This is a genomic window from Bacillus sp. JJ664, from assembly GCF_036962205.1.
Taxonomy (GTDB): Bacteria; Bacillota; Bacilli; order Bacillales; family Bacillaceae_G; genus Gottfriedia.
Genome location: NZ_JBALMS010000059.1, coordinates 1 through 21,763, shown reverse-complemented (window position 1 = coordinate 21,763; position 21,763 = coordinate 1). Strand labels below are relative to the sequence as shown.

At 31.1% G+C, this 21,763-nt stretch carries 16 protein-coding genes and 1 pseudogene; 16 read left to right on the top strand and 1 reads right to left on the bottom strand.

Going from position 1 to position 21,763, the window contains the following annotated elements; genetic code table 11:
• The first annotated feature begins 2 nt into the window (after positions 1-2).
• The 4 genes from V7056_RS10780 (at position 3) to V7056_RS10765 (ending at position 5,100) form a co-directional block, all read left to right on the top strand.
• Positions 3-2,993 carry an ATP-binding protein gene (locus V7056_RS10780; RefSeq protein WP_499701793.1) on the top strand — a complete coding sequence of 997 codons (2,991 nt, stop codon included), beginning with the start codon at positions 3-5 and terminating at the stop codon, positions 2,991-2,993.
• Positions 2,980-3,912, top strand: coding sequence for an HNH/ENDO VII family nuclease (locus V7056_RS10775; protein ID WP_499701791.1), 933 nt, complete (start codon positions 2,980-2,982; stop codon positions 3,910-3,912). The genes V7056_RS10780 and V7056_RS10775 overlap by 14 nt, the downstream gene beginning before the upstream one ends.
• Before the next feature lie 13 nt (positions 3,913-3,925).
• Positions 3,926-4,315, top strand: coding sequence for an SMI1/KNR4 family protein (locus V7056_RS10770; protein ID WP_499701789.1), 390 nt, complete (start codon positions 3,926-3,928; stop codon positions 4,313-4,315).
• A gap of 467 nt (positions 4,316-4,782) precedes the next feature.
• Positions 4,783-5,100 carry a hypothetical protein gene (locus tag V7056_RS10765; RefSeq protein WP_499701787.1) on the top strand — a complete coding sequence of 106 codons (318 nt, stop codon included), beginning with the start codon at positions 4,783-4,785 and terminating at the stop codon, positions 5,098-5,100.
• 615 nt (positions 5,101-5,715) lie between these two features.
• On the opposite strand, the gene V7056_RS10760 is transcribed toward V7056_RS10765, so the two are convergent.
• Complete coding sequence (locus tag V7056_RS10760) at positions 5,716-7,548, bottom strand: transglutaminase domain-containing protein (RefSeq protein WP_499701785.1); 1,833 nt, start codon at positions 7,546-7,548, stop codon at positions 5,716-5,718.
• A gap of 610 nt (positions 7,549-8,158) precedes the next feature.
• On the opposite strand from V7056_RS10760, the gene V7056_RS10755 reads away from it, so the two are divergent.
• From V7056_RS10755 to V7056_RS10700, 12 genes and pseudogenes are all read left to right on the top strand, one after another.
• A complete protein-coding gene (locus V7056_RS10755; protein WP_499701783.1) occupies positions 8,159-9,562 on the top strand; it encodes a tetratricopeptide repeat protein in 1,404 nt (467 codons plus the stop codon).
• An 83-nt stretch (positions 9,563-9,645) separates the two neighbouring features.
• Positions 9,646-10,362, top strand: coding sequence for a restriction endonuclease (locus V7056_RS10750; RefSeq protein WP_499701781.1), 717 nt, complete (start codon positions 9,646-9,648; stop codon positions 10,360-10,362).
• 364 nt (positions 10,363-10,726) lie between these two features.
• Positions 10,727-11,629 carry a tyrosine-type recombinase/integrase gene (locus V7056_RS10745; protein WP_499701780.1) on the top strand — a complete coding sequence of 301 codons (903 nt, stop codon included), beginning with the start codon at positions 10,727-10,729 and terminating at the stop codon, positions 11,627-11,629.
• A gap of 6 nt (positions 11,630-11,635) precedes the next feature.
• Entirely contained in the window at positions 11,636-12,469 is an 834-nt protein-coding gene (locus tag V7056_RS10740) for a tyrosine-type recombinase/integrase (RefSeq protein ID WP_499701779.1), read from the top strand.
• 18 nt (positions 12,470-12,487) lie between these two features.
• Positions 12,488-13,369: a tyrosine-type recombinase/integrase gene (locus V7056_RS10735; protein ID WP_499701778.1), complete on the top strand. Its 882-nt coding sequence runs from the start codon at positions 12,488-12,490 to the stop codon at positions 13,367-13,369.
• A 13-nt stretch (positions 13,370-13,382) separates the two neighbouring features.
• The gene (locus tag V7056_RS10730; protein WP_499701777.1) at positions 13,383-14,234 is read left to right on the top strand and encodes a tyrosine-type recombinase/integrase; all 852 of its coding nucleotides are present in this window, start codon (positions 13,383-13,385) and stop codon (positions 14,232-14,234) included.
• 276 nt (positions 14,235-14,510) lie between these two features.
• Positions 14,511-14,989, top strand: a pseudogene (locus tag V7056_RS10725) (tyrosine-type recombinase/integrase).
• Positions 14,990-15,282: 293 nt separating this feature from the next.
• Positions 15,283-16,956 (top strand): hypothetical protein, encoded by a 1,674-nt coding sequence (locus V7056_RS10720; RefSeq protein WP_499701776.1) that lies wholly within the window; start codon positions 15,283-15,285, stop codon positions 16,954-16,956.
• 411 nt (positions 16,957-17,367) lie between these two features.
• Positions 17,368-18,105: a PD-(D/E)XK nuclease domain-containing protein gene (locus V7056_RS10715; protein ID WP_499701774.1), complete on the top strand. Its 738-nt coding sequence runs from the start codon at positions 17,368-17,370 to the stop codon at positions 18,103-18,105.
• Positions 18,106-18,266: 161 nt separating this feature from the next.
• A complete protein-coding gene (locus V7056_RS10710; RefSeq protein WP_499701772.1) occupies positions 18,267-19,166 on the top strand; it encodes a hypothetical protein in 900 nt (299 codons plus the stop codon).
• 128 nt (positions 19,167-19,294) lie between these two features.
• A complete protein-coding gene (locus tag V7056_RS10705; protein WP_499701770.1) occupies positions 19,295-20,590 on the top strand; it encodes a phospholipase D-like domain-containing protein in 1,296 nt (431 codons plus the stop codon).
• A 124-nt stretch (positions 20,591-20,714) separates the two neighbouring features.
• On the top strand, positions 20,715-21,763 hold a 1,049-nt coding region (locus V7056_RS10700), incomplete at its 3' end, for a P-loop NTPase fold protein (RefSeq protein ID WP_499701768.1).

The following is a 21,763-nucleotide window of genomic DNA, read 5'->3' as shown; positions in this document are numbered from 1 at the left end:
TGATGATAAATAATGAATTAATGCAAACACAAGGTGGAGAACTTGTTTACCAGAATTTATCTCCAGCAGAACAGCTAGATGTCAAGTTAGATATCATTGATGAAACGATTCGTCGTAGAGAACTTTCTCGTTTGACAGAGATGGAGATTGCCCCATTTGAGAATTTGGGATTGCCAGCGCTTGAAGAAGATCTCATTAATAATGTTCGTCTATATAAAATCACAGAGATGGTTTATCAAAAAGGTGAGCCAGTAACCGATAAATTTACGACAGTTTTTAATACGCTTCAAACCTATAAATCATCAGTGTTCGTGGTGATTGACTCTAATGGTAAGCAAACTGATTTTTATCTAGGAGTTCGGTCTAATGGCGATAATCGCTCGACAGTAACATTAGGAGATACCTTAAAAAATACACTTGTGGGGCATTTTCCTGGTGTGAAAATCGAAAATGAAGATCGTTCTAAAATTGCAGCATTATCAACTACAATAGCTAAGCAACATAATGTAGCTTCAGTTAGTGTCGTCGGTAACAATAAAAAGGATAAGGAACAAGGAAATGAACAGTTTGTTCAAGGGTTAGAAAAGCTTGCTCTAGCGATGCACGGTCGTCAATTTACAGGGATAATTGTTGCTCAGAATTCATCTTCTGATGAAATTCAAAGGGTGAGAAAAAGCTATCAAAGACTTTATACGGAATTATCTCCATTACAAAAAGTACAGTTAAATGACAGTATTTCAAATTCTGAGTCAAAGAGCAAATCATTCTCTGAGATGAATGGTAAACAAAAGGCGGCAATGATTGCTGGAACGACTTCGGGAGTCATTGGTGCAGTAGTTGGTATTGCCATTGCTAACCCAGTAGGAATTATGCTTGGTGGTCAAATTGGTGGAACATTAGGTGGACTATTCCAATCACTTGCACCAAATGCTCAAGTTACTGAATCATCTTCAAGTTCGGTTACAAAGACGGTAGAGAATAAAGCAATCACGGATATGCTACAACTTATCGATAGTCAGCTTAAAAGAACAAATGAGTTTGATAGTTATGGGATGTGGAATGTTGCGGGATACTTTATTTCCGATGATATGTCTGCTGCCGAGATTGCTGCAAGCAACTATCGATCGTTAATGAACGGTGAAAACTCTGGTCGTGAAGTGTCTGCTATCAACTCTTGGCGCAGTAACTTCAATAATTTTGGGGACTTGACTCAATACTTGTCACGATTTGTTCATCCACAGTTTGTATATGGTGGGAATGTGTTCACCAATGCGTCAACAGCTGTTAGTGGTAAAGAACTTGGACTTCACTTGGGCCTGCCTCGAAATACAGTGCCTGGTATGCCTGTAATTGAACACGCTGAATTTGGTAAAGAGGTTAATTCGTATCAATTGTTCCCGAAGAAATCTAGTGATAATCCAAAAGAACGCATCACGTTAGGTAAAGTGTTTGATCTAGGCCAAATCACTGACAAAACAGTTGAACTTGATAATAAGAGTTTGAATATGCATACCTTAATTACTGGATCAACTGGATCGGGTAAGAGTAACACTGTTTATCAATTGCTCAATGAATTACACCAAGACGAAATTCCATTCCTAGTTATTGAACCAGCGAAAGGGGAATATAAGGATGTATTTGGAAATTGGGATGATGTAAATGTTTACTCAACAAATCCAAATATCGCACCATTGATTAACTTAAACCCATTCAAGTTTCCGGAATCAATTCATGTACTTGAACACGTAGATGGTTTAGTTGAATTATTCAGTGTATGTTGGCCAATGTATGATGCAATGCCAGCGTTTTTCAAAGAAGCAATTTTGAAATCATATGAAGAAGTTGGTTGGGATTTGGGCTCTTCAACTTTTGAAGTTGAAGAAGTCGAATACCCTGACTTTGAAATTCTTGCGGTACAACTTGAAAAATTAATAGATGAAACTGACTATTCTGCTGAGGTAAAAGGAAACTACACCGGCGCCTTAACTACTCGAGTCAAGTCTCTTACAGTTGGATTGAACAAATTCATCTTTACAAATGAACAAACCCCATACGAAAAACTTTTTGATGAGAATTGTATCTTAGATATTAGCCGTGTTAAATCTAGTGAAACTAAGGCGCTCATCATGGGGCTTATGGTTTATATTTTGAATGAATATAGGGTTGATCAGAAGTCAGAAAATAATGTTGGGCTTAAACACGTTACTGTACTTGAAGAAGCGCATAATCTTTTGAAGAACACATCAGCTGGTGGAGAATCTGATTTAATTGGTAAGTCAGTTGAGATGTTGACTAACACTATTGCAGAGATTCGTACTTATGGTGAAGGTTTCATCATTGTTGACCAATCACCTTCATCAGTAGATATCGCTGCAATTAAGAATACGAATACCAAGATTGTTTTGCGTACACCTGAAGCAAACGACCGTGAAGCAGTAGGACGCTCTATGGGATTAACGCCTGATCAAGTCAATGAAATTGCTAAATTACCCAGTGGGGTGGCTGTCGTTTATCAAAATGACTGGATCAGTCCAGTACTGACCATGGTTGATAAAGCTAATGTCATAGAGACTCCATATATCAATGAGAATCCTACTGTAATCAAACCGATTCGTCAGTCTCGAACGGAAATAATTAAAGCTATCATGGAACCTTGGTTGCCACATGACCAAATCAAACAGGACGAACTTATTAGTGCTTTGAATAGTTTAGAAGTTTCTCGTGGAAATAGAAAATTTTTGAGGAAAATAATTGCAACTTATACGAACCATCAAGGGCATATTATCTGGAATGTAAGCTCAATCCCTATCCTACGAAATCTGTTATTCGACATTATTAGATTGCCCAAAACGACATTTGCTGGCTTTGTTGAGTCAGACAATCCAGATACATTAAGAGCATTCATTCAAAAGAAAACTAAAGGACTTATAATAGAAGAAATTGATGAAATTTGTATTGTGTTAACGATGGAGGAAGCGGATGATGGAAATTGATTTTGGCAAATCTCTTGACGCTGTTTGCGAGGGCGTTAAAAATGTTGGAGAAGTAGCACATAAATCTATGGGAAATTACCATAAGAATTATGTGTCTAAAATTGCTCCTAAGGATGGAAAGTTCGGAGATACAACGAAGTTTGTGGCGGAAATGGTTCCTGGTGTTTCTGAATACAATGCAGTCCGCGAAGGAGATTGGAAAGCTTTTGCTATAGCGGCTGGTATTGATGTAGCATTGATAGGTGTAACTGTTGCGACTGCTGGATTAGCAACTGGCGCAGCTGTTGGTGTGAAGGCAGGAACAGAAGCTGGAAAAACTGCGGTGAAAACAGTTGTGAGAGCAGGAACAGAGGCTGTTGCTAAAAAGGCAATTAAGGAAGGAAATGAAGCTGTTGCAGAAAAAACATTTCATGAAGGTGTCGAAGCGATAGCTAAGAAAGCGGTTAAAGAAGGCACAGAAGAAGTAGCTGAAAAAAAGGAAGCTGTTACACTTGAGTCAAAGGAAGTAGTTCTCAACGAAGGGAAAAGATTTAAACCTTTAGATGAGGTTTTAAAAGATGCTAGCCCAGAAGAAATCAATATTTATAATAAAGCTAAATTAAAAGAAGCAACTGTCAATAGTCGTGAAGCATTAATCCGAACTGACATTAATTATGAAGTGAAAGATCAATTTGGGAGAACCAATTTAGAACGCATGGAAGAAGGCTATGCTCCTTTACTGGACGGTCAACCAATTGAATTACATCATATAGGACAGGAAATGGATTCTCCTTTAGCGGAATTAAAATGGACTGAACATCGTGGAGAAGGTAATTACTTAGTGTTACACGATGTTAATAAGGAAAGTGAAATCAATCGTCCCCTGTTTAACTTAGAAAAAGAAGCGCATTGGAAGGCGCGTGCTGAACAAATTAAGTAGCTGGAGGTATATGATGAATTTAAAAACAATATTTGAAAACAAGAAAGTTCTTTTTACAGGAGGAGTGGATATTCAAGCAGTTGAACAGGCTGAAATGGAATTAGCATTTAATATGCCTTCCGATTATAAGGAGCTATTACTGCAATATGGAGCCCTCGCATCAGGTGGCCATGAAATTGCAGCACTAGGTGTTGATGGCTACTTAAATGTAGTAGAATTAACCAAAAAAGAGCGCGTATTAGCTAATAATCAATTAGATAATTATATTGTTATTGAAAATTTAGCTACAGAAGGGTTGTTAATTGTTCTTGATGAAGAGGGACAAGTGTACCAATATCAGAAAAATGCTCTTGAAAAAATCTATTCTGATTTTAAGGCTTATTTAAAAGAAGAAGTTCTTTAAAACGCGAAAAATAAGAGTTGTTAGAAGAGCTATAAAAATAATGGGTTAGGATCGGCTTATAAAATAAGGAGACGTGAATGCGTCTCCATATTTAGTTTTTTTAGGTGGATTTCTCGTATTATTACAATTTGTTGGATTAGAGGATTCATTAATAATATCACTAGTAACTGTTATAGGGTTCTAAGTTGTTATGGTACGTGTGCTATGAGTGTGATTATTTTAAGATTGAATGTACGAGACTTGCATTTAAAAATTGACTGATAGATTTCGATATTGAATAGGACTGAGAGAAGAGAAGATTCAATCAAATATAGCCTAAATGTCATAGAAGATATTAAACAGTTTTAAGATAACTGGATATTCGCATGGATAAAGGAAAATTTAAAAAAATCACATATTTTTTATTGTTTAAATTTTAAGAATAAGTACATAATTGATAAGGGTTTTTATTTAAAGGAGGAGAATATTTGAGAAATCAACTTGATTTATTAAACTACATTAACTACACTTACGATGAATTTGCAGTAAATGAATTAAGAAGCTTCTTTTCATGCACTACAATTCCTAAGTTGGGTGCACCTTTCGAGTATCGTGTAAAAGGTTTTGGACCAACAGATAGACACATAATACTTGAAGTTGTTCATTTAGCAACATATGATTCCGTGATAGTTGTAAAATATAGTCATGAATCAAATGAAGCTATTACTTATTGGAAAACAGATGAAGTAAAAGAGTTATTATCTCGTACACAATATCCAAATTTAAAAGATTTACAACCGTTTTGAATCCTATAAAAAAGCTCAACCAATAATAATGGCGGGGCTTTTTTTATTGGTAAAAATTTTCCCACTATAAATCATGTTTATTATATTGATTTTAAGTAGCTTGCAGCATCTTGGTAAAGTATTTTTGTGGGAATGATATCAATAGCTAATTAAAAATTAGGAGTTACTAAAGCATCTCAAATTCTTATTCAACTAATGAGAGCGTTAGTTGAATAGTTTTCGAGTTGCGTAGGCATCTCTTTTTGATTTGCCCAGCTGCATAATCTAAAGTATGCAAGACTTGAACAGTGAGGGCATTAGTAGTGTTTAGCTCATGTCAAAATTTTATTGGTTTGTTAAACAAAACAAATTCATTACTGTCGAAGGGAATACAGAGCAATTGAAGTCGGTACAGGGGATGAAAGAATATACACTTACCAAAGTAGGTCTGACATAAATGCTTCACTCATGTTTTAACTTATCGAGGCATAGATACCTAAACTCTCAATTTTCAGAAGCCTTCATTCTACGAATATGGATAGAAAAACTTAGGTACTATGAACAAAAGAAAAAGCAAAGTCAAAATGGATAATGATTCAATCCATCTTGTTCTTTGCTTTTTAACATTTTCACTTGTTATCTACTATATAGATAATTATATTTCGTACTTGTTGCACTTGGATAATCAGACATATTCCATTCGTGATCTCTTGCTAATACTTCACCAGGCACTAAAAAGTAATCATAACTTAGCACGTCTTTTCCATAATATTCTCTTGGGGGGTCGTCCCAAGTAGCATCTAAATAGTAGTACTCACCATCTAAATTAACCAAATTCCATGCATGGCCATTACCATTTACTACCCCGGATACATATTCAGTTTTAACACCAGAATAATTTAATAAAAAATACATAGTCAATGCATAACCATTGCAAACACCTGTTTTATTAATTAATATCCCATATGGTGAATAAGAATCCATGGGAACAGTATCATTAAGATAATTTTCATAATCGTAGTGAGCTAAATTTACGACATAATCATGAATGTATTTTACTTTATCAAAATTGGTGTTTAATTTACTAGCTTCATTTATTATCGGATGCATTGCATTTTGAATTTTAAGTGTTTTTGATTTTAAAAACTCAGGATTTGGATTATCAAAATAAAATTCTATTTTTCCAAAATAAGCTTCGTATGGATCACTATTAAAATAGTCAACGTTAGAAGCTTTGACATCTTCTACTAGTTTTATAATTGTTGTATTATCTTTAGAATAAAAACTTAAATCAGTTAATTTAACGTTATTTAAAATAGATGTTCTGATCTTTTCAATCGCTAATTTTTTAAGCTCTTGATCTGACATTTTTAAATAAGTTGACACTTCCTCTTTTGAATAATTATATTCAAGTTCAAGTTCGCCGGATATATCAATATTTCTTACATTTACATAAAAATATTGTTTTTGCTTAAATATTTCCGAGATTTGTTCAGCTATTTCATTATAATCTTCGTATTCATTACTTTGAACATACCATATATTTAAGTTGTTTTTTCGATTTTTAACAGCTTCTAAGATTTCTTGAATAGCGTAAGCCTTTTTCTCTTTTTGAGTTAATTTTTCAACTTTTTTTATAGTGGTAACATCTGCCTTATATTTAAATTGTATTTCCGCAGAAGAATATCGAGATATGTAGTCATAATAATTAAATTCAGTATGAGCGGTTAATACATCACACCAAATTTTTTCTAACGTTGGTTTGTCTAACATATATGGAGCAACTCTTACTGACGGATTAACATTTTTGATAGCACTTAAAATGAGTTGATATACTTTTTCTTTCTTTTCGTCTAATGAAAGTGTAAATGCTTCTTTAATAACAGCAGGGTCATCATAATATGTAAATTTAATCACATTATTATTTTCATTATAATCCTTGATAAGTATGTCATATTGTTTAATCGGATTCCATAGAATTGTTTTAATGTGATTACCTAACAATTTAGTACCAGCTAAGTAAAATAAATTACAAGTTTGAGTACCATTTTGGATAGTCGTAACAATATCTTTTTGTGCACGCTTTATTTTTTCATTATCGGATAATAAATAACTGGAACGAATTAAGTTTTTATCCATTGTATAGCTTAATGTAACAAGACCATTTTTTATTGATTTGACTTTAACATAAGGGAGTTCAGGATGTGCTTTAAGTAATGTATTTGTGAAATTTTTTATTACTTTCTGATTCTTTGAATACCCACTTAAATCTACTGTATCATTTAAATTTCTAGTAGCTTTGACAAATTTACTTGAAGCTGTCTTGTAAGTTAATTTAGAAGAATTCTTTGCATTATTTAACAAACTCTTTTGTTCAACGACTTCTGCATAGATCTTATTTATTGGATGACAGTAAGTAATAATGACTAATAAAAAAGTAAAACCTACTATGTTAATAAAATTCTTCACTTTTACACCTTCCTTTAATATAAAATAAAAAAATTAGAAAAATAGTAACCTTTTAATTTATCGGAAGTTTTTTCCAATTTTTATAGGCCGTTTTATATTTAAATAAGAAACACTTTAAAATTCATGAGTATTTCTAATTAATAGTATTGAAGCAATTTGGACAAGAGAAAGGCTATAATCATGAATTTTAAATTATATTATTGAATTAGAAGGCAATATGTTTTTGGAGGAATATCAAAATAATCGTATTTAAAAGTAAATGATCAAAAAGTACACCTATCCTTGTTGTTAAAAACATTCTATATATACATATTGAACTAATGCATTCAATATATGAAGATCATAAAGGGGGTTCGGTTGCTCATTTTTCTGATTGAACAATATGGCAGCTAACGACGAGCGCGTTAGTTGAACAAGATGAGTCGCTGATGTGACTCTTTTTTTATTGAAGAAACAGACAGTTATGTGGATAAAGGAGATAATTAAATTGGAGAAGAATATTAGTAATTAAACAAATAACTATTTAAAGAGATAGGATAACGATAGATGTACTTATTTTTATGTAAAGAGAAACTTAATAATATATTTACTAAAGAATGGGGTATAAGAAATGCAAGAAACTATGGTAAATGCAAATAAAGATGGACAAGATGGAGTTGCTAAATACCTCACAAAAGAGGGGCATTATGTGGAAGTTCGATACAATGACAAGATGAAGAGAATCGAGTTCTACCGCAATAATGGATACTTAGGTTCAACACCCTCAAATGTAAGAAAAGAAGGATATGCACGAGTTATAAAGAAGGAACGTCTCTTTAAAGGATATCATTTTACTTTTGAATTTTACGAAGGTCTAACCGAAGAAGAAAGTGGAAAAAGAGAAAAACTATATTTTGTTGAAGAAAAAAAGAAAAAAAACGAAATAAGAAAAGAAATTCAAAAAGAAAAAAAATCATTAGATGAAAGATATAAGATTGCTAATCTACCGTACCAGAATATAAAAAATATTCAACCTGTTAATGGGCATGCAAATGATGTCATTAGCATAAACAAAACTCCAAATGAATTTTTACGAGATGAACAGGCTTTGATTGATTTTCTAACGAACCAAGATTTAAAAAATATTCCTTCCGTAGATGCTATAGATGCACTTGCTAATGAAGTGATTATCCTTAACAAAACTCCAGAAAACTATAATAAAATTATTGAGAATGGATGGAAACTTACTGAATTATTAACATCAAAAATAAAAATAAGAGTAGATGTTAAAGAAATCTCAAGTATTATAGTATCAGCTCACATTGATCACAATGATATCAATAAGGCTATTGAGTGGCTTGATGAAATGTCTAAGTGTGGGTATGAATTTCCTTATATTACTAAAAAGTTAATGGGAATTAATAAGCTTCAAAATGGACATCACTTAGAGAATATAACTGATAATAGAACTTTAAATAGTATCGCAAGTTTATATAAAGAATTAAAGGCGTATAACAAGGCTAAAAGTGTTCTTGTACGAGCATTAGAACTTCAACCTAACAATAGATACTCTCTTGCTCAATTAGGTGGGATATATAGAAAGTTACAAATGCATTCAGAGGGAATTATCCAATATGAAAAATCATTAAAGATACAGGAAAATAAACATGCTCTAAACGGCTTAGGTGGGATTTATAGAGATATTACGGATTATGATAATGCATTGAAATATTATAAATCAGCTCTCGAATTAAACGAGTCGGATATGGTAGCACATACTGGTATTGGTGCTGTATATATTGATTTAAAAGAATACGAAAATGCAAATTACCATTTTGAAATAGCAGGTATTAACACAATAAAGTACTTGGAAAATGAATATATAATGTTCATGAAAGAAAATTCAATTGAAAAAGCTTTCGAATGCCTGGAACAAATTTTGTCAATTGATCCTAATAATACAAGGGCGAAGAATGAGCTTGATTATATTAACGAGCAGAATAATAAAAATGAAAAAAAGTTAAGTGAGATTTGATTAGCTTTATACAAAGGAGTAAGATACTTCGAATCGAACAAAATTAGTACAAAAAGTAATGTAATCTTTAAAAGGAGTTCAAGATGAACAAGGAAATTATTTATCAGTCATTAGTTATATCTTTACTAATTTTTATCGTTGTTAAGGGTATGTTACTTTATAGAAAATATCGATTAGTAATTGGAAAATTAAAAAATGCAAAACCGGTTATAAAACAAATAGATTCCTTGCAATTTTACAAAGGTGATCATTTTACGATTAAAGATGTACGAGATTCAGAAATAAAAAGAATTAGAACTGAATTGGAAGAAGAGTATGGTTTTGATAATATTAAGATTTCTTATGTAAAAGTTGCTTTAAATGAAATAATTAACGAATTGAGAATAAATGTTGAAGCAAATAAAAGAACAAAACTTATAAAAGAAAACATTTCAATTGAACAAATCGACTTAATGACTGGAATAGAGTTTGAACATTTCCTAAAAAGTCTCTTTGATAAAAGAGGATTCAAAAGTGTTGTTACTCCTGGTTCAGGTGATCAAGGAGTAGATTTAATTCTATACAAAGATGGTAGGAAAATTGCAATTCAAGCAAAAAGATATTCAGTAACAAATAATGTAGGGAATAAAGCTATCCAAGAAGTAAATACAGGTATGCAGTTTTATGAATGTAATGAAGCATATGTTATAACTACTTCAGATTATACAAGAAGCGCTGTTCAATTAGCGATGAAAGTCGAAGTGAAATTGGTTAATAGAAATAATTTAGTCGCATTACTTAATAATAAATATGATATGTAAAAGATGAAGCCGTGGAGTAATCCTCGGCTTTTTAATTTGAGTATTTAATTTAAAAAGCCTTAAATATATAGGAAAACTGGATAACTTTGAAATTTATTTTAATTTAATTCAATTATATTAATTTATTTGAAAGTAATTGAAAAAAATACACTTGCAAATTCAACTGCAAATATAAGTCATAAAAATTGGTATATATAATAGAAGAAACTATTTTACTTAGGGTGGATTGCTTTAATTTATTTTAAATTAATTGAAACTAATCGAAACTAATTGAAATATTTATGTTTAAAACGTGGACTTCAGTTAACAATGGTAACTATCAAATTTTCAAATTTAAAAAAATGATAGAAATGAGGTTAATAGAATGCAAGTAAAAGAAAATTATTGGCAAATTAATAACAATTTTATTCCTTCAAAAACTAGTGCAATTTTAAATGAATACTTATTAAGTTTAAAACTTGAGAATAAAGCAGAGTCAACAATTGTTAAATATCGATCCATATTAGAGAGGTTCTTCAGTGATTGCTGTATTTGTAGTATTTCATTAAAACGATTAACATCATCTGAAGTTATACACTATTTTAACCGAACTACTGAAGGAAAAAAGCTTACTTCAATTAAACTTTACCTCTCTACATTGTCTTCATTTTTTAATTTCTGTGTTGCAGAAGAATATATTGAAAAAAATCTTATCAAAAAACGTTGGAGACCCAAAATACCTAAATCCTTACCGCGTTTTTTAAATGAACAGGAATATGCAAGTGTTAAGCTAGCTGCTGAAGAGTTATCTCATCGTGATCGAGCATTAATTTTATTTCTCTTTACCTCTGGAAGTCGTAAATCGGAAGTTTCAAAATTAACAATTGATGATGTTGATCTTGAAAAGAGGACTGCCGAAGTGAAGGGAAAAGGGAAGAAGATTCGAAATGTTCATTTCTCAGAAGAGTGTGCACTTGTATTAAAAGAGTATTTAAAAGAAAGGTCTTGTGAGGGAAAGGATGCATTATTTATTAATAAATTTGGTAACCGACTTTCTTCTGGAGGAGTCTATGAGATTACTAGAAAAATTGGAAAGAAAGCAGGTCTAAAACAGTCATTGTATCCTCACTGTTGTCGTCACACATTTGCAACAAACTTATTGGCAAGAGGAGCATCACTTGAATTTATTGCTGATGAACTAGGGCATAGCGATTTGAACACGACACGAATCTATGCACGAATTATAACTGAAGACAAGATAATGGCTTACCAAAATAGAATGGGGTAGATATGAATGAGTAATGATGCTCAACAGTCTTTCTTTAAAGATAATCAAAATAGATTTAGTTCCGAAACGTCTCGGAGTTACAAAATATCCCTCAAACAATTCTTTGAGTTTAGTAAAAAAAAAATTGATGAAATAAAACCAATAGATATACGCTCTTGGCTTGCTTCAATGGAAGAAAAAGGGTTAAAGTCACGCTCACTTCACCTAAAACTATCTGCTTTAAAATCATTTTATCAGTATTGTATAGAGGAAAATATCGTAAAAAAGGATCCAACTCTTACTATAAAAACGCCTAATATAGATGATTCACTTCCATATTATTTAAGTAGGCGACAAGTTGCACTTCTTCAAGAATTAACAAGAAATAATCAAATGTACAGGGCGATAGTGGAAGCCTTATATACAACTGGTGTACGAATCAGTGAATTATTAAATATCAGGTTAGAAGATATAAAATGGGAAACAAGACAAATTTGGATACGAAAAGGGAAAGGGACCAAAGAACGCTTTGTACTATTTACACATGAATGTTCAGTACGTCTAAAAACATATCTCCATTTTCGTGGAGTTGAAAGTGAGTATCTGTTTTGTAATCAACGTGGAGGAAAATTAAATCGAACAACGGTGCAATTAAGTTTTAAAGAGTTTTCGAAGACGTTAGGGTTTAAAGTTGTTCCACATACCATGCGTCATACATTTGCTGCACACTTAGCAGAAAAAAATATGCCACAAAGTTATATTCAAGAATTACTCGGTCACGTCAATATTAATAGTACACGAATCTACACGCGATTAATGGAACATGCCCGCAAAAAACAGTATGATCGTTACCAACTTTAATTAAAGAGGAGAATAACCATGGAAAAGTACTGGGAATTGAAAAAAACTTTACCAAATCAAGCGAACCAAGAAGTTATCAATGAATTTTTACTAAGTTTAAAATTAGAAAATAGAAGTGATGGTACGATAACCCATTATCGTTATTTTTTAGAAAGATTTTTTGGTGATATTAAAGAAGATTATTCATCACTTACGTCCGAAACAATTCTGCAATGGTTTCTCGAACATCAGTCACATGTAAAGGAAGCAACGCTCCACTCCCGATTAGCTGTTCTTTCTTCTTTTTACAATTTTTGTGTAATTGAGGAGCATATTTCAAAGTCTCCTATGAAAAGTCGATGGTATCCTCGATTACCTCATCCTATTCCCAAATATTTAGAGAAAGATGATATTGCCAAAACTCGTTTACAAATTGAGAATGTCTCAATTAGAAATCAATTATTAGTTGAATTTATGCTTGTTTCTGGTTGTCGGGTTGGAGAGGTAAATAATCTAAACTGGGAAGATGTTGATCTTGAAAATCGTACAGCTTGTGTAGTCGGAAAAGGGAAAAAAATTCGACATGTTCATTTTACAGATAAATGTGCCGTTCTGTTTGAGCGATATTTGACTAAACGTAAAATCAAATCAGGAGCACTTTTTGTGACAACGACAGGAAAACGTTTAGGTATTCGAAGGATTCAGGTAATTATATATGAAATCGGAGAGCTGGCTGCACTATCAAAGAGATTGCATCCACATCGATTCCGACATACTTTTGCAACTGAATTATTAGCAAAGGGAGCAGAATTATCGTTTATTGGAGATGAACTGGGACACAGTCAAGTAGCGTCTACATTGATTTATGCACGACTTCCAAAAAGAGAGATTGTTTCTCTTTATCGAAAGTATATGGGGTAAGGTAGGGACGATTATGATATCTTCAGAACAGTGTTTAGAAAAATTTGGAAAAGAATATAGTTTTCGGTTGGATATAAAGACTATCAATCTATATCAGAAGTCAGTTATACAACTGCTAACATACTGTGAGAAACAGTTTCAAGACATTACTACACGTGATATTAGAAATTGGCTTCTCTATCTTCTTGAAAATGGTTATAAATCATCTTCTATAAAAAATAAATTGGCTGGATTGAAATTATTTTATAAGTATTGTGTAGAAGAGGGGATTATTAATCATAATCCAGCCGCATCAGTCCCTTTTCCATCAGTAGAGGAAAAACTTCCATATTATTTACAACATGATCAGTTAATCCAGTTAAGAGAATTGATAAAAGAAAAAACGTTCGAAAGAGTTCAAGAAAGAGCAATTATAGAATTACTATACGCAACTGGTATGAGAATAAGTGAATTAGCCGCTTTAAAAAAAGAAGACATTTGTTGGACTGAGAGAACGATTATAATCCAGAAAGGAAAGCGTAAGAAAGGCAGAATAGTATTGTTTACACGGTACTGCGCTGAATATTTACAGATGTACTTACAAATGCGAAAAGATAATCTTCCATTTGTCTTTCTGAATAGCTGGAGAAAAGGTCCCGTAGGTACTCGAACCATACAATATGATTTTAATGAATATGCTAAGCAATTGGAAATTCATTTAACTCCACATACGTTACGTCATACATTTGCAGCGCATTTATCAATGAAAGGAATGCCACTAGAATGTATTCAAGTTCTTTTGGGACATAATGGTCCACATCAAACCCAATTATATGCGCGTTTATATAGTCATGCTAGGAAAGAAATGTATGATGAGTGGATGTGAGAATGTCTTCACAAGGTAGAAAAAAATTTATTGTAAAACTAATTAATTAATTAACCTCTAATACATATGCATTAGAGGTTCTTCTATTGCCTAAAAAGACAGTTCTTATTCACCTAATGGAAGTATAGTTGAACAAGGAAGTACTGTAAGGAAGAAGGTTTTATTAAAAATAATCCGGTTGCATCAGTTCCCTTTCCTCAAGTTGATGAAAAATTACCACATTACTTACAACATAACCAGTTAGTTCAATTTAGAGAATTGCTAAAAGGAAAGACAATGGAAGAAGTCAATGACAGAGCGATAGTAGAATTGCTATATGCAACTGGTATACGCATAAGTGAATTGTGCGCTCTTAAATTGGAAGATATCTCCTGGTTGGAAAGAATGATCACTATTCAAAAAGGAAAACGTAAGAAAGGTAGAATTGTATTGTTTACAAGATACTGTGCCGAGTATTACAAGCTTACTTGCAAATGCGAAAAGATAAACTTACGTTTGTATTTCTAAATTCATGGAAAAATGGACAAGTAGGAAAACGTACTATTCAATACGATTTCAATGAATATACTAAACATTTGCATTTTCATATAACCCCTCATACATTACGCCATACATTTGCAGCACATTTAGCAATAAAAGGCATGCCATTAGAATGTATTCAAACTCTTTTAGGTCATAATACTCCACATCAAACTCAATTATATGCACGTTTATATGCTCATGTTCGAAAAGAAATATATGATGAGTGGATGTGATAACTTTTTCAAGGCTATGAAAATAAATTACTTTATTAAAACAAATTTAGCTAATCTCTTTGCATATGAAAGGAGATTTTTTTAATCCCTTAAAATCTAATATTTATTTAACTAATAGTAGATTAGTTGAATTAGATATTAGGTTCAAATATAGGAAATATAAAAAACTAAGAATGGTTTCTATGACTTTTTGGAGAGACATATGCTTAGCAAGTATTTTTATTGAAATATGAATACTTATTATTTTTTTTGTTAATAATGAAAATATGAAAATATCAAAAGGGGTGACAATAATGAAAATTAAGAGAATAGTTGATTTAAAAAATTTAAAAGAGGATTTACATGGAAATTCATTAGAAAGTAGTGAGGTTTCTGTAACTTCATCGGTTGAGGCTATTTATCAAGTAAACACTGCAACATATCCAAGCATTTGTACTAGCATTCGAGAAATTATTGATAATTCACTTGCTGCAATTAAAAGTACAAGTGTTAAAGTAAAAAAAATATATATTGAGGTACATGAATTAGAAGATGGTGTATTAATTGGAATTCATGATACTGCTGGTGGTGTTAAAGATATTGGGAAGTTAGTACGTTTTGGTTATGATAAACCTTCCATGAAAAAAAATAGACCTACTGTATATAACGAGCATTCAATTGGTGGAAATACTTCGTTGGCATCGTTAGATGGAACAAATAACGGATTTTTTATAGCAACCTGGCATCCAGGTACTAAAAAAGATGGTGTACAGTACTTCGATTATATTGATAAATTTGAAGATAACACAGTAGTTTATAAAGTTCCATTTAAAAAGTTGGATTATTATTTTAGTAACGATAAAGAAGTTGAAGGTGGTACAATTACTAAAATAACCATGGAAAAACATAAGTTTTATGGCATTGAAGACGATTTTAATATTACTGATAAAAGTATTAATATTGAAATGTGTTTTTCTTATTTAAAAGAAATGGTTAGAGCATATTATGGCAAGAATATTCAACGGAAAGAAGTTTCTATTTATATGGAATTTTTTAAACTAAATGAAATGGATTTAAGTGATGATGCTAGTAATAAAATGGTACCACTTGAATCACTTTATCCGTCTTATAAAGAAGTACTTTATTTCAAACAAGGATATATTAAAAATATTATCAATGTAAAAAGGCATAATGAAATTGTAAAAAAATTATCTCGAAGATATCCTAAGGCTGATTTTAATGAACTATTTAATAGTGAAGAAATTGAAATAACTATTAATAAAGGTATCTTGGATAAAGAATCATCTGGAACTAATAAATATTTTTATAAGGTTAATTCATATTCAGATCTTGCTATCTTATATGTTAATGGAAGAATTATTCAAGATGTTTATCGAATGATTTACAATAGAGTACGACACCCGAGTAAAAACAATGAATTTTTGGAAGTTGCAGTTGATATATCAAATCACAAGTTCTATTTTAATACAAAAGCTGACAAAACTCAGGTTCATTTTGGTGACTACAAGTTTAGGTATATTATTGAGGTAATAAAAAAATATATTAAAGAAACTGAAAAAAATAATAAAGATACCCATAAAGAAAAGCTTAATAAAATTCAAGATAGTATAAAAAATGATGGGTATAAAGAATTAAAAGTTGAGCTTCCTTTAATAAAAACTGATTTTATATATGAGAAGTTAATAAATGGTGAAATTAACCTTTTAGAATTTAAAAATTGCAATTTTAAAATCGAACACGTTCACCAGGCATTGGGGTACGTAACACATCTTTTGCATGAAGGTCAAACAATCGATTATTGCATCTTACTCGTAAAGGAGTTTAATGAAGGGTACAAGATTTCAGAATTAGAGAATTATATAATTTATATTTCAGGTTTATTAAATGTTCAGTTTTATGTTGTAACCGAGAAAAAATATGTTCAAGATTTTAATGCTCAAAATTTTAAAGATAGAATTATTTATTAATCTTGATAAGTAATGTAAATGAAATTGTTTGAAAGAGTAACTTATAAATAAATAAAAGATGGTATTTGAGTTTCTTTCGGTAATTAACCTGTTTATATGTAAAGGGTATATTCCAATTAGGTGTAGTATATTAAATAATTGCTAACAAACCAAGAGCGCTAAATCATAGCTTTTGGTTTTTTTCATTCTTATTTGTACTATCCATCTAAATTTAAACGACCTTTTTTTGCATATCCCAATTTAAAAGTGTCATTTTATTACTTTTCCACTTTAAATTTATTTAATTAGGAAACATTTTTGTTTTATATTAAATAATTGAATGTTATAGTTTCAGTTCCAATTTTATGTCAATTTTTTCCATCAATATGTTATTCTTATACTAGTGAAAAACAGACTTAAGGAGCTTATATTATGAATATTACTGAACTAATTACACTCGGTGAAAAGGTAGCAAGGGAGAGTTATCACTCAGGTGGCTCTGGTTTTAGAGGATACTATTCTGGAGATAAATATCAAGATTGGCTTGCTCTGTCTATACGATTTGTTGAATCCAACTTCCCTGGTGATCCTGATACGAAAAGATTTCGTGAAATAGCGGAACGTGCAAATGGTTTTGGAGATGATAAATATCATCCCCTTATATCAATTCTTAAGGCGTTTGAACAAAACCCACCTGTACCAACCAAAAGTGACATCATGCCTATAATTGCTAAACTATGTACCAATTTTAACAAATTTGATGTTAACATAAAACGCCGACATGGTAATCGTGAAACAATTAAAATCAATGACGAGTATGATGTCCAGGATGCAATGTTGGCGGTATTGAAACTGTTTGTTAATGATGTTAGACCTGAAGATTATGTACCGAGCTATGCTGGTGGCAATTCGAGAGTAGATTTTCTTTTGCCCGAACATGGAGTGGTAATTGAGACGAAAATGACAAATAAAAATTTATCCGATAAGCAGATCGGTGAACAATTAATAATAGATTTTGAAAGATATAAACAGCATCCTGGATATAATCATTTAGTTTGTTTTGTTTATGACAAGGACTCGCATATAACAAATCCACATGGGCTTATAAATGATCTTGAAAAACTAAGTGATCAAAATATGCGAATGACCGTATTTATATCTCCACTATGAAATCTCTAAACCTAAATTACTTTAACTAAAAAGAGATTAATAGAATAGAAGTAATTAATCGAAAAATGCGGCTTAGACTTCGTATATCTTAACTAACTGACAATTTATCCGATATTTAATTGGAATATATAAAATATTGGAAAGAGTATTAGGAGGTATTTATGAAGGCAAGAAACAAATGGGTTGCTACATTTTTAGGACTATCCCTTATTGTTTCTGGCTATCTATACTATAGCCATGAACTAAAGAAAAAAGAATTTAAAAAAGAATCCGCAGAAATTAACCATTTATTATATGATGGTAAATATGACCAGGCAATTGCAAAAATTAAAAGTTATAACTTATCAGAATCCAATGATTTTGAGATGTATGTAAACCATAAAGAACTCCTTGATTATTATAAAAATGGTAATTATGTATTGTTTGCATCAAGATTTCAAACTGAAAAAGTTAATGACACGAATTTTTTAGCAAAATTATTTAATGATTCTATTAGTGAAGTACTGAAAAATGAGCAAGATGCAAATACGTACATATATGGATGGTTTAACGATCAAGTGTTCAATAGAATAGAATTATTAAACACTGATAATTATTCTAAAGTTCAAGCGCTATTAAGTACTGGTTCAATTGAAAAATTAATTGATGAAGCATTAGCTAATAATACTTCAGATGAGAGAGTATTGGAAATTGCTGAAGAACTAAAAAGTTATAAAGGAGGTAGAAGACAGGAACTTGATGACATGATAGTTCTAACGAAACTCAGCATTGCAAGAGACTCTGGAGATTTCTATAAAATAAGAGACATCGCAAGAGATTTAGCTACTTATACAGGTCAATATCAAGAATATGTCGAGCAATCGCTTATAGAAATTCGTCGAGATATCATTAGTAAAGATGCGGCATATTCTGAACCAATGCCTGGTATGACGAAGGATGAAGTATTACGTTCGTTATGGGGCAATCCTGATCAAGTAAAAAAAGGTATTCCAGAAAAGTGGGTATATGGATCTAAAACTATCTACTTTGAAAAAGGAATCGTAGCAAAAATAGTAGAATAATAAGGGACCATGTCATATTTGAAAATCTACTTATATGAGATGGTCCCTCTTGTTCTTTCCAAATAAAGAAGGCTTGAAGAAATATGTATATCGAATCTATGACTAATAAATTGTGAGGGGCGATTCAAATGCTATCTTTATTAGAATTTCTAGATAAGCAGAAAAATAATAACCTATTAAGGGTTGAAATAGCTACAGCATATTATTCGAAAGAAGGTCTCGACCATTTAAAGCAAATTGTTAGTAATAGTAAGTTGGAAAAACATCAGGTTATTTTATATTTATCTGAAGATTTTTCAAATAATAAGCCAAGCTTTTTACTTGAAGAAACAATAAAATTAGCAACTGTACGCTTAGTTCAAGGTAGACTATTACATGCCAAATTATATTTGTTTATTGATAAAATCGGTAACTATTCATACTCAATTGGTTCATCTAACTTTACTAATGGTGGCCTTTCGCTAAATTTAGAACTTAATAGTATTTATGAGGATTGCGAAAGGGAAGAAATTGAGTTTATAAAATCATTTCTTGATGAATGTAATAGACTTTGTGTTGAAGTAGATTATGATGTCATCAAACATTATAAAGAAATTGAAGAGGTTTTATATGCTGCAGCAGAAGAAAGTAAGAAAATAAGAAAGGATATTAGGTTTTATAACAAAGAAAATGATCCCTTTACAATTGAGACCTTTAACCTTAGCAATTCAATATTCACGTTTGAAGAGTATGAAGCATTGTTTCCTAGAAATCAAAGTAGCAAATCTCAACAAATCCAATCGCTTAGACAAAGTATTCAAAGGAAATTATTATCAATACATAATGTAATGTTTAAGAAATTAAAAATATTGGATCTCCATCCTCACTGGGATAAAGCTTTTATCACTAGTCAAATCACACCAATAAATAATAATCATCATCGAGTTTCATGGATAGGTGTTCGTTTTGGAAAACAAAAGAAACAGATAAAATTTAGAGATGATGACGCTTTTTATAAACATGGAAACCTCCAGTTTGTTGTTGTTCCAAAAGGTTTTGAAATAGCTTTTTATCATTCAATACCTGGAGATGGTTTTGATAAGGCAATTGTACATGAAAAATTATTAAATAATGACCAAGAGTGGAAGAAATCTGTTATTGAAGAAATTAGAAAGTTAAAAGGTAATGGATATAGTTGGGTATTTCATAATTTAAGAGACCAAAAAGATATAGATGTCTTTAATATAGATACGAGAGATCCAGAAGACTTCTTTAATTTTTATAAGAAACATTGCTATGATGAGTTGGAATCCTATTGTTATAAAACAATATCACCAAACAGCAAGTACCTAACGGAACTGAAAGTATTAAGCGAATATATTGAGGGTGAATTTATTAAGCTTTTGCCACTTTATAAGGAAATGACGTATCGTCTTCCCTTTTAGTGCTATTTTAGGAATTCGAAGTTATATAAAATGGAAATTGATATTATAGCAAAGCCCAATAAAATTAAACGTGGCACTTGGTTCCCAAATGTAAGCCTAAAATTAGACGAAGAAAGGAAATTCTATGTCAGAGTATTTAAAGGTAATAGAAGATTATATCTCACGCGAAAATTCAGATTATGCATTAATGATAGATGGTAAATGGGGGATTGGAAAAACTTATTTTTACAGAGAAACGGTTGTACCATATCTACTAAAAAAAGGAAAAAAGCCTATTTATATATCATTAAACGGTATCAATTCAGTAGAAGAGATTAGTAAACAGATATACATCGAAACTACGCTCTATCAAAATGAAATAGTAAAAAAATTTGGCGAATCCAAAGTTGCTAAGTATGGTAAACAAATATTTAAAATTGCTCATTTTTCAGCTGTTAGTGTTGGATTATTGGACGGTAGTGATATAAAACCAATTAGTTGTGAGGAACTTTTATCAATAGGAAGCGATATAACTATTTGTTTCGATGACTTAGAAAGATGTGATCTTGATATTGTTCAAATTTTAGGATACATAAATAATCTTGTAGAACATATGCAAGTAAAAACAATAGTGATATGTAATGAGGATGAAATAAAAGACATAAAAAAAGAAAACAACATAGAATTGAAAATGATAACTGCTATTTTATCAACTAAACAAGAGATAGATAAAGAAGCTATTAATAAAGTAGTGAATGAATTATTTGCAAATGTTAAACAATATGACCTCATAAAAGAGAAAGTAATTGGAAAAACACTAAATTATGAACCTGAACTTTCCACCATCATCGATCAAATTGTAAGCGAGTATAATAAAAAAGGAAAGTCGAATATTTACTACGACTTTTTAAGGGTCAATATTGTTGATGTAATCGAAGTATTTATGAAAAGTGAAAAATCAAACTTAAGAATTTTAAAACATTCAATATCAGATTTTGAAAGAATCTTCAATATTATAAATGAAAATCTACGAGAATCTGACTATAAATCAGTTCTAATAAAGCAATATTTTATTTCAGCACTAATCTCAGGAACAGAGATTAGATTAGGTAGTTTAACAAAAGATTTCCTTTGTAATCATGAATCAACCGAGTTAAAAACCTCCTTGTTATCTTTCTATAAGAATAAAGATTT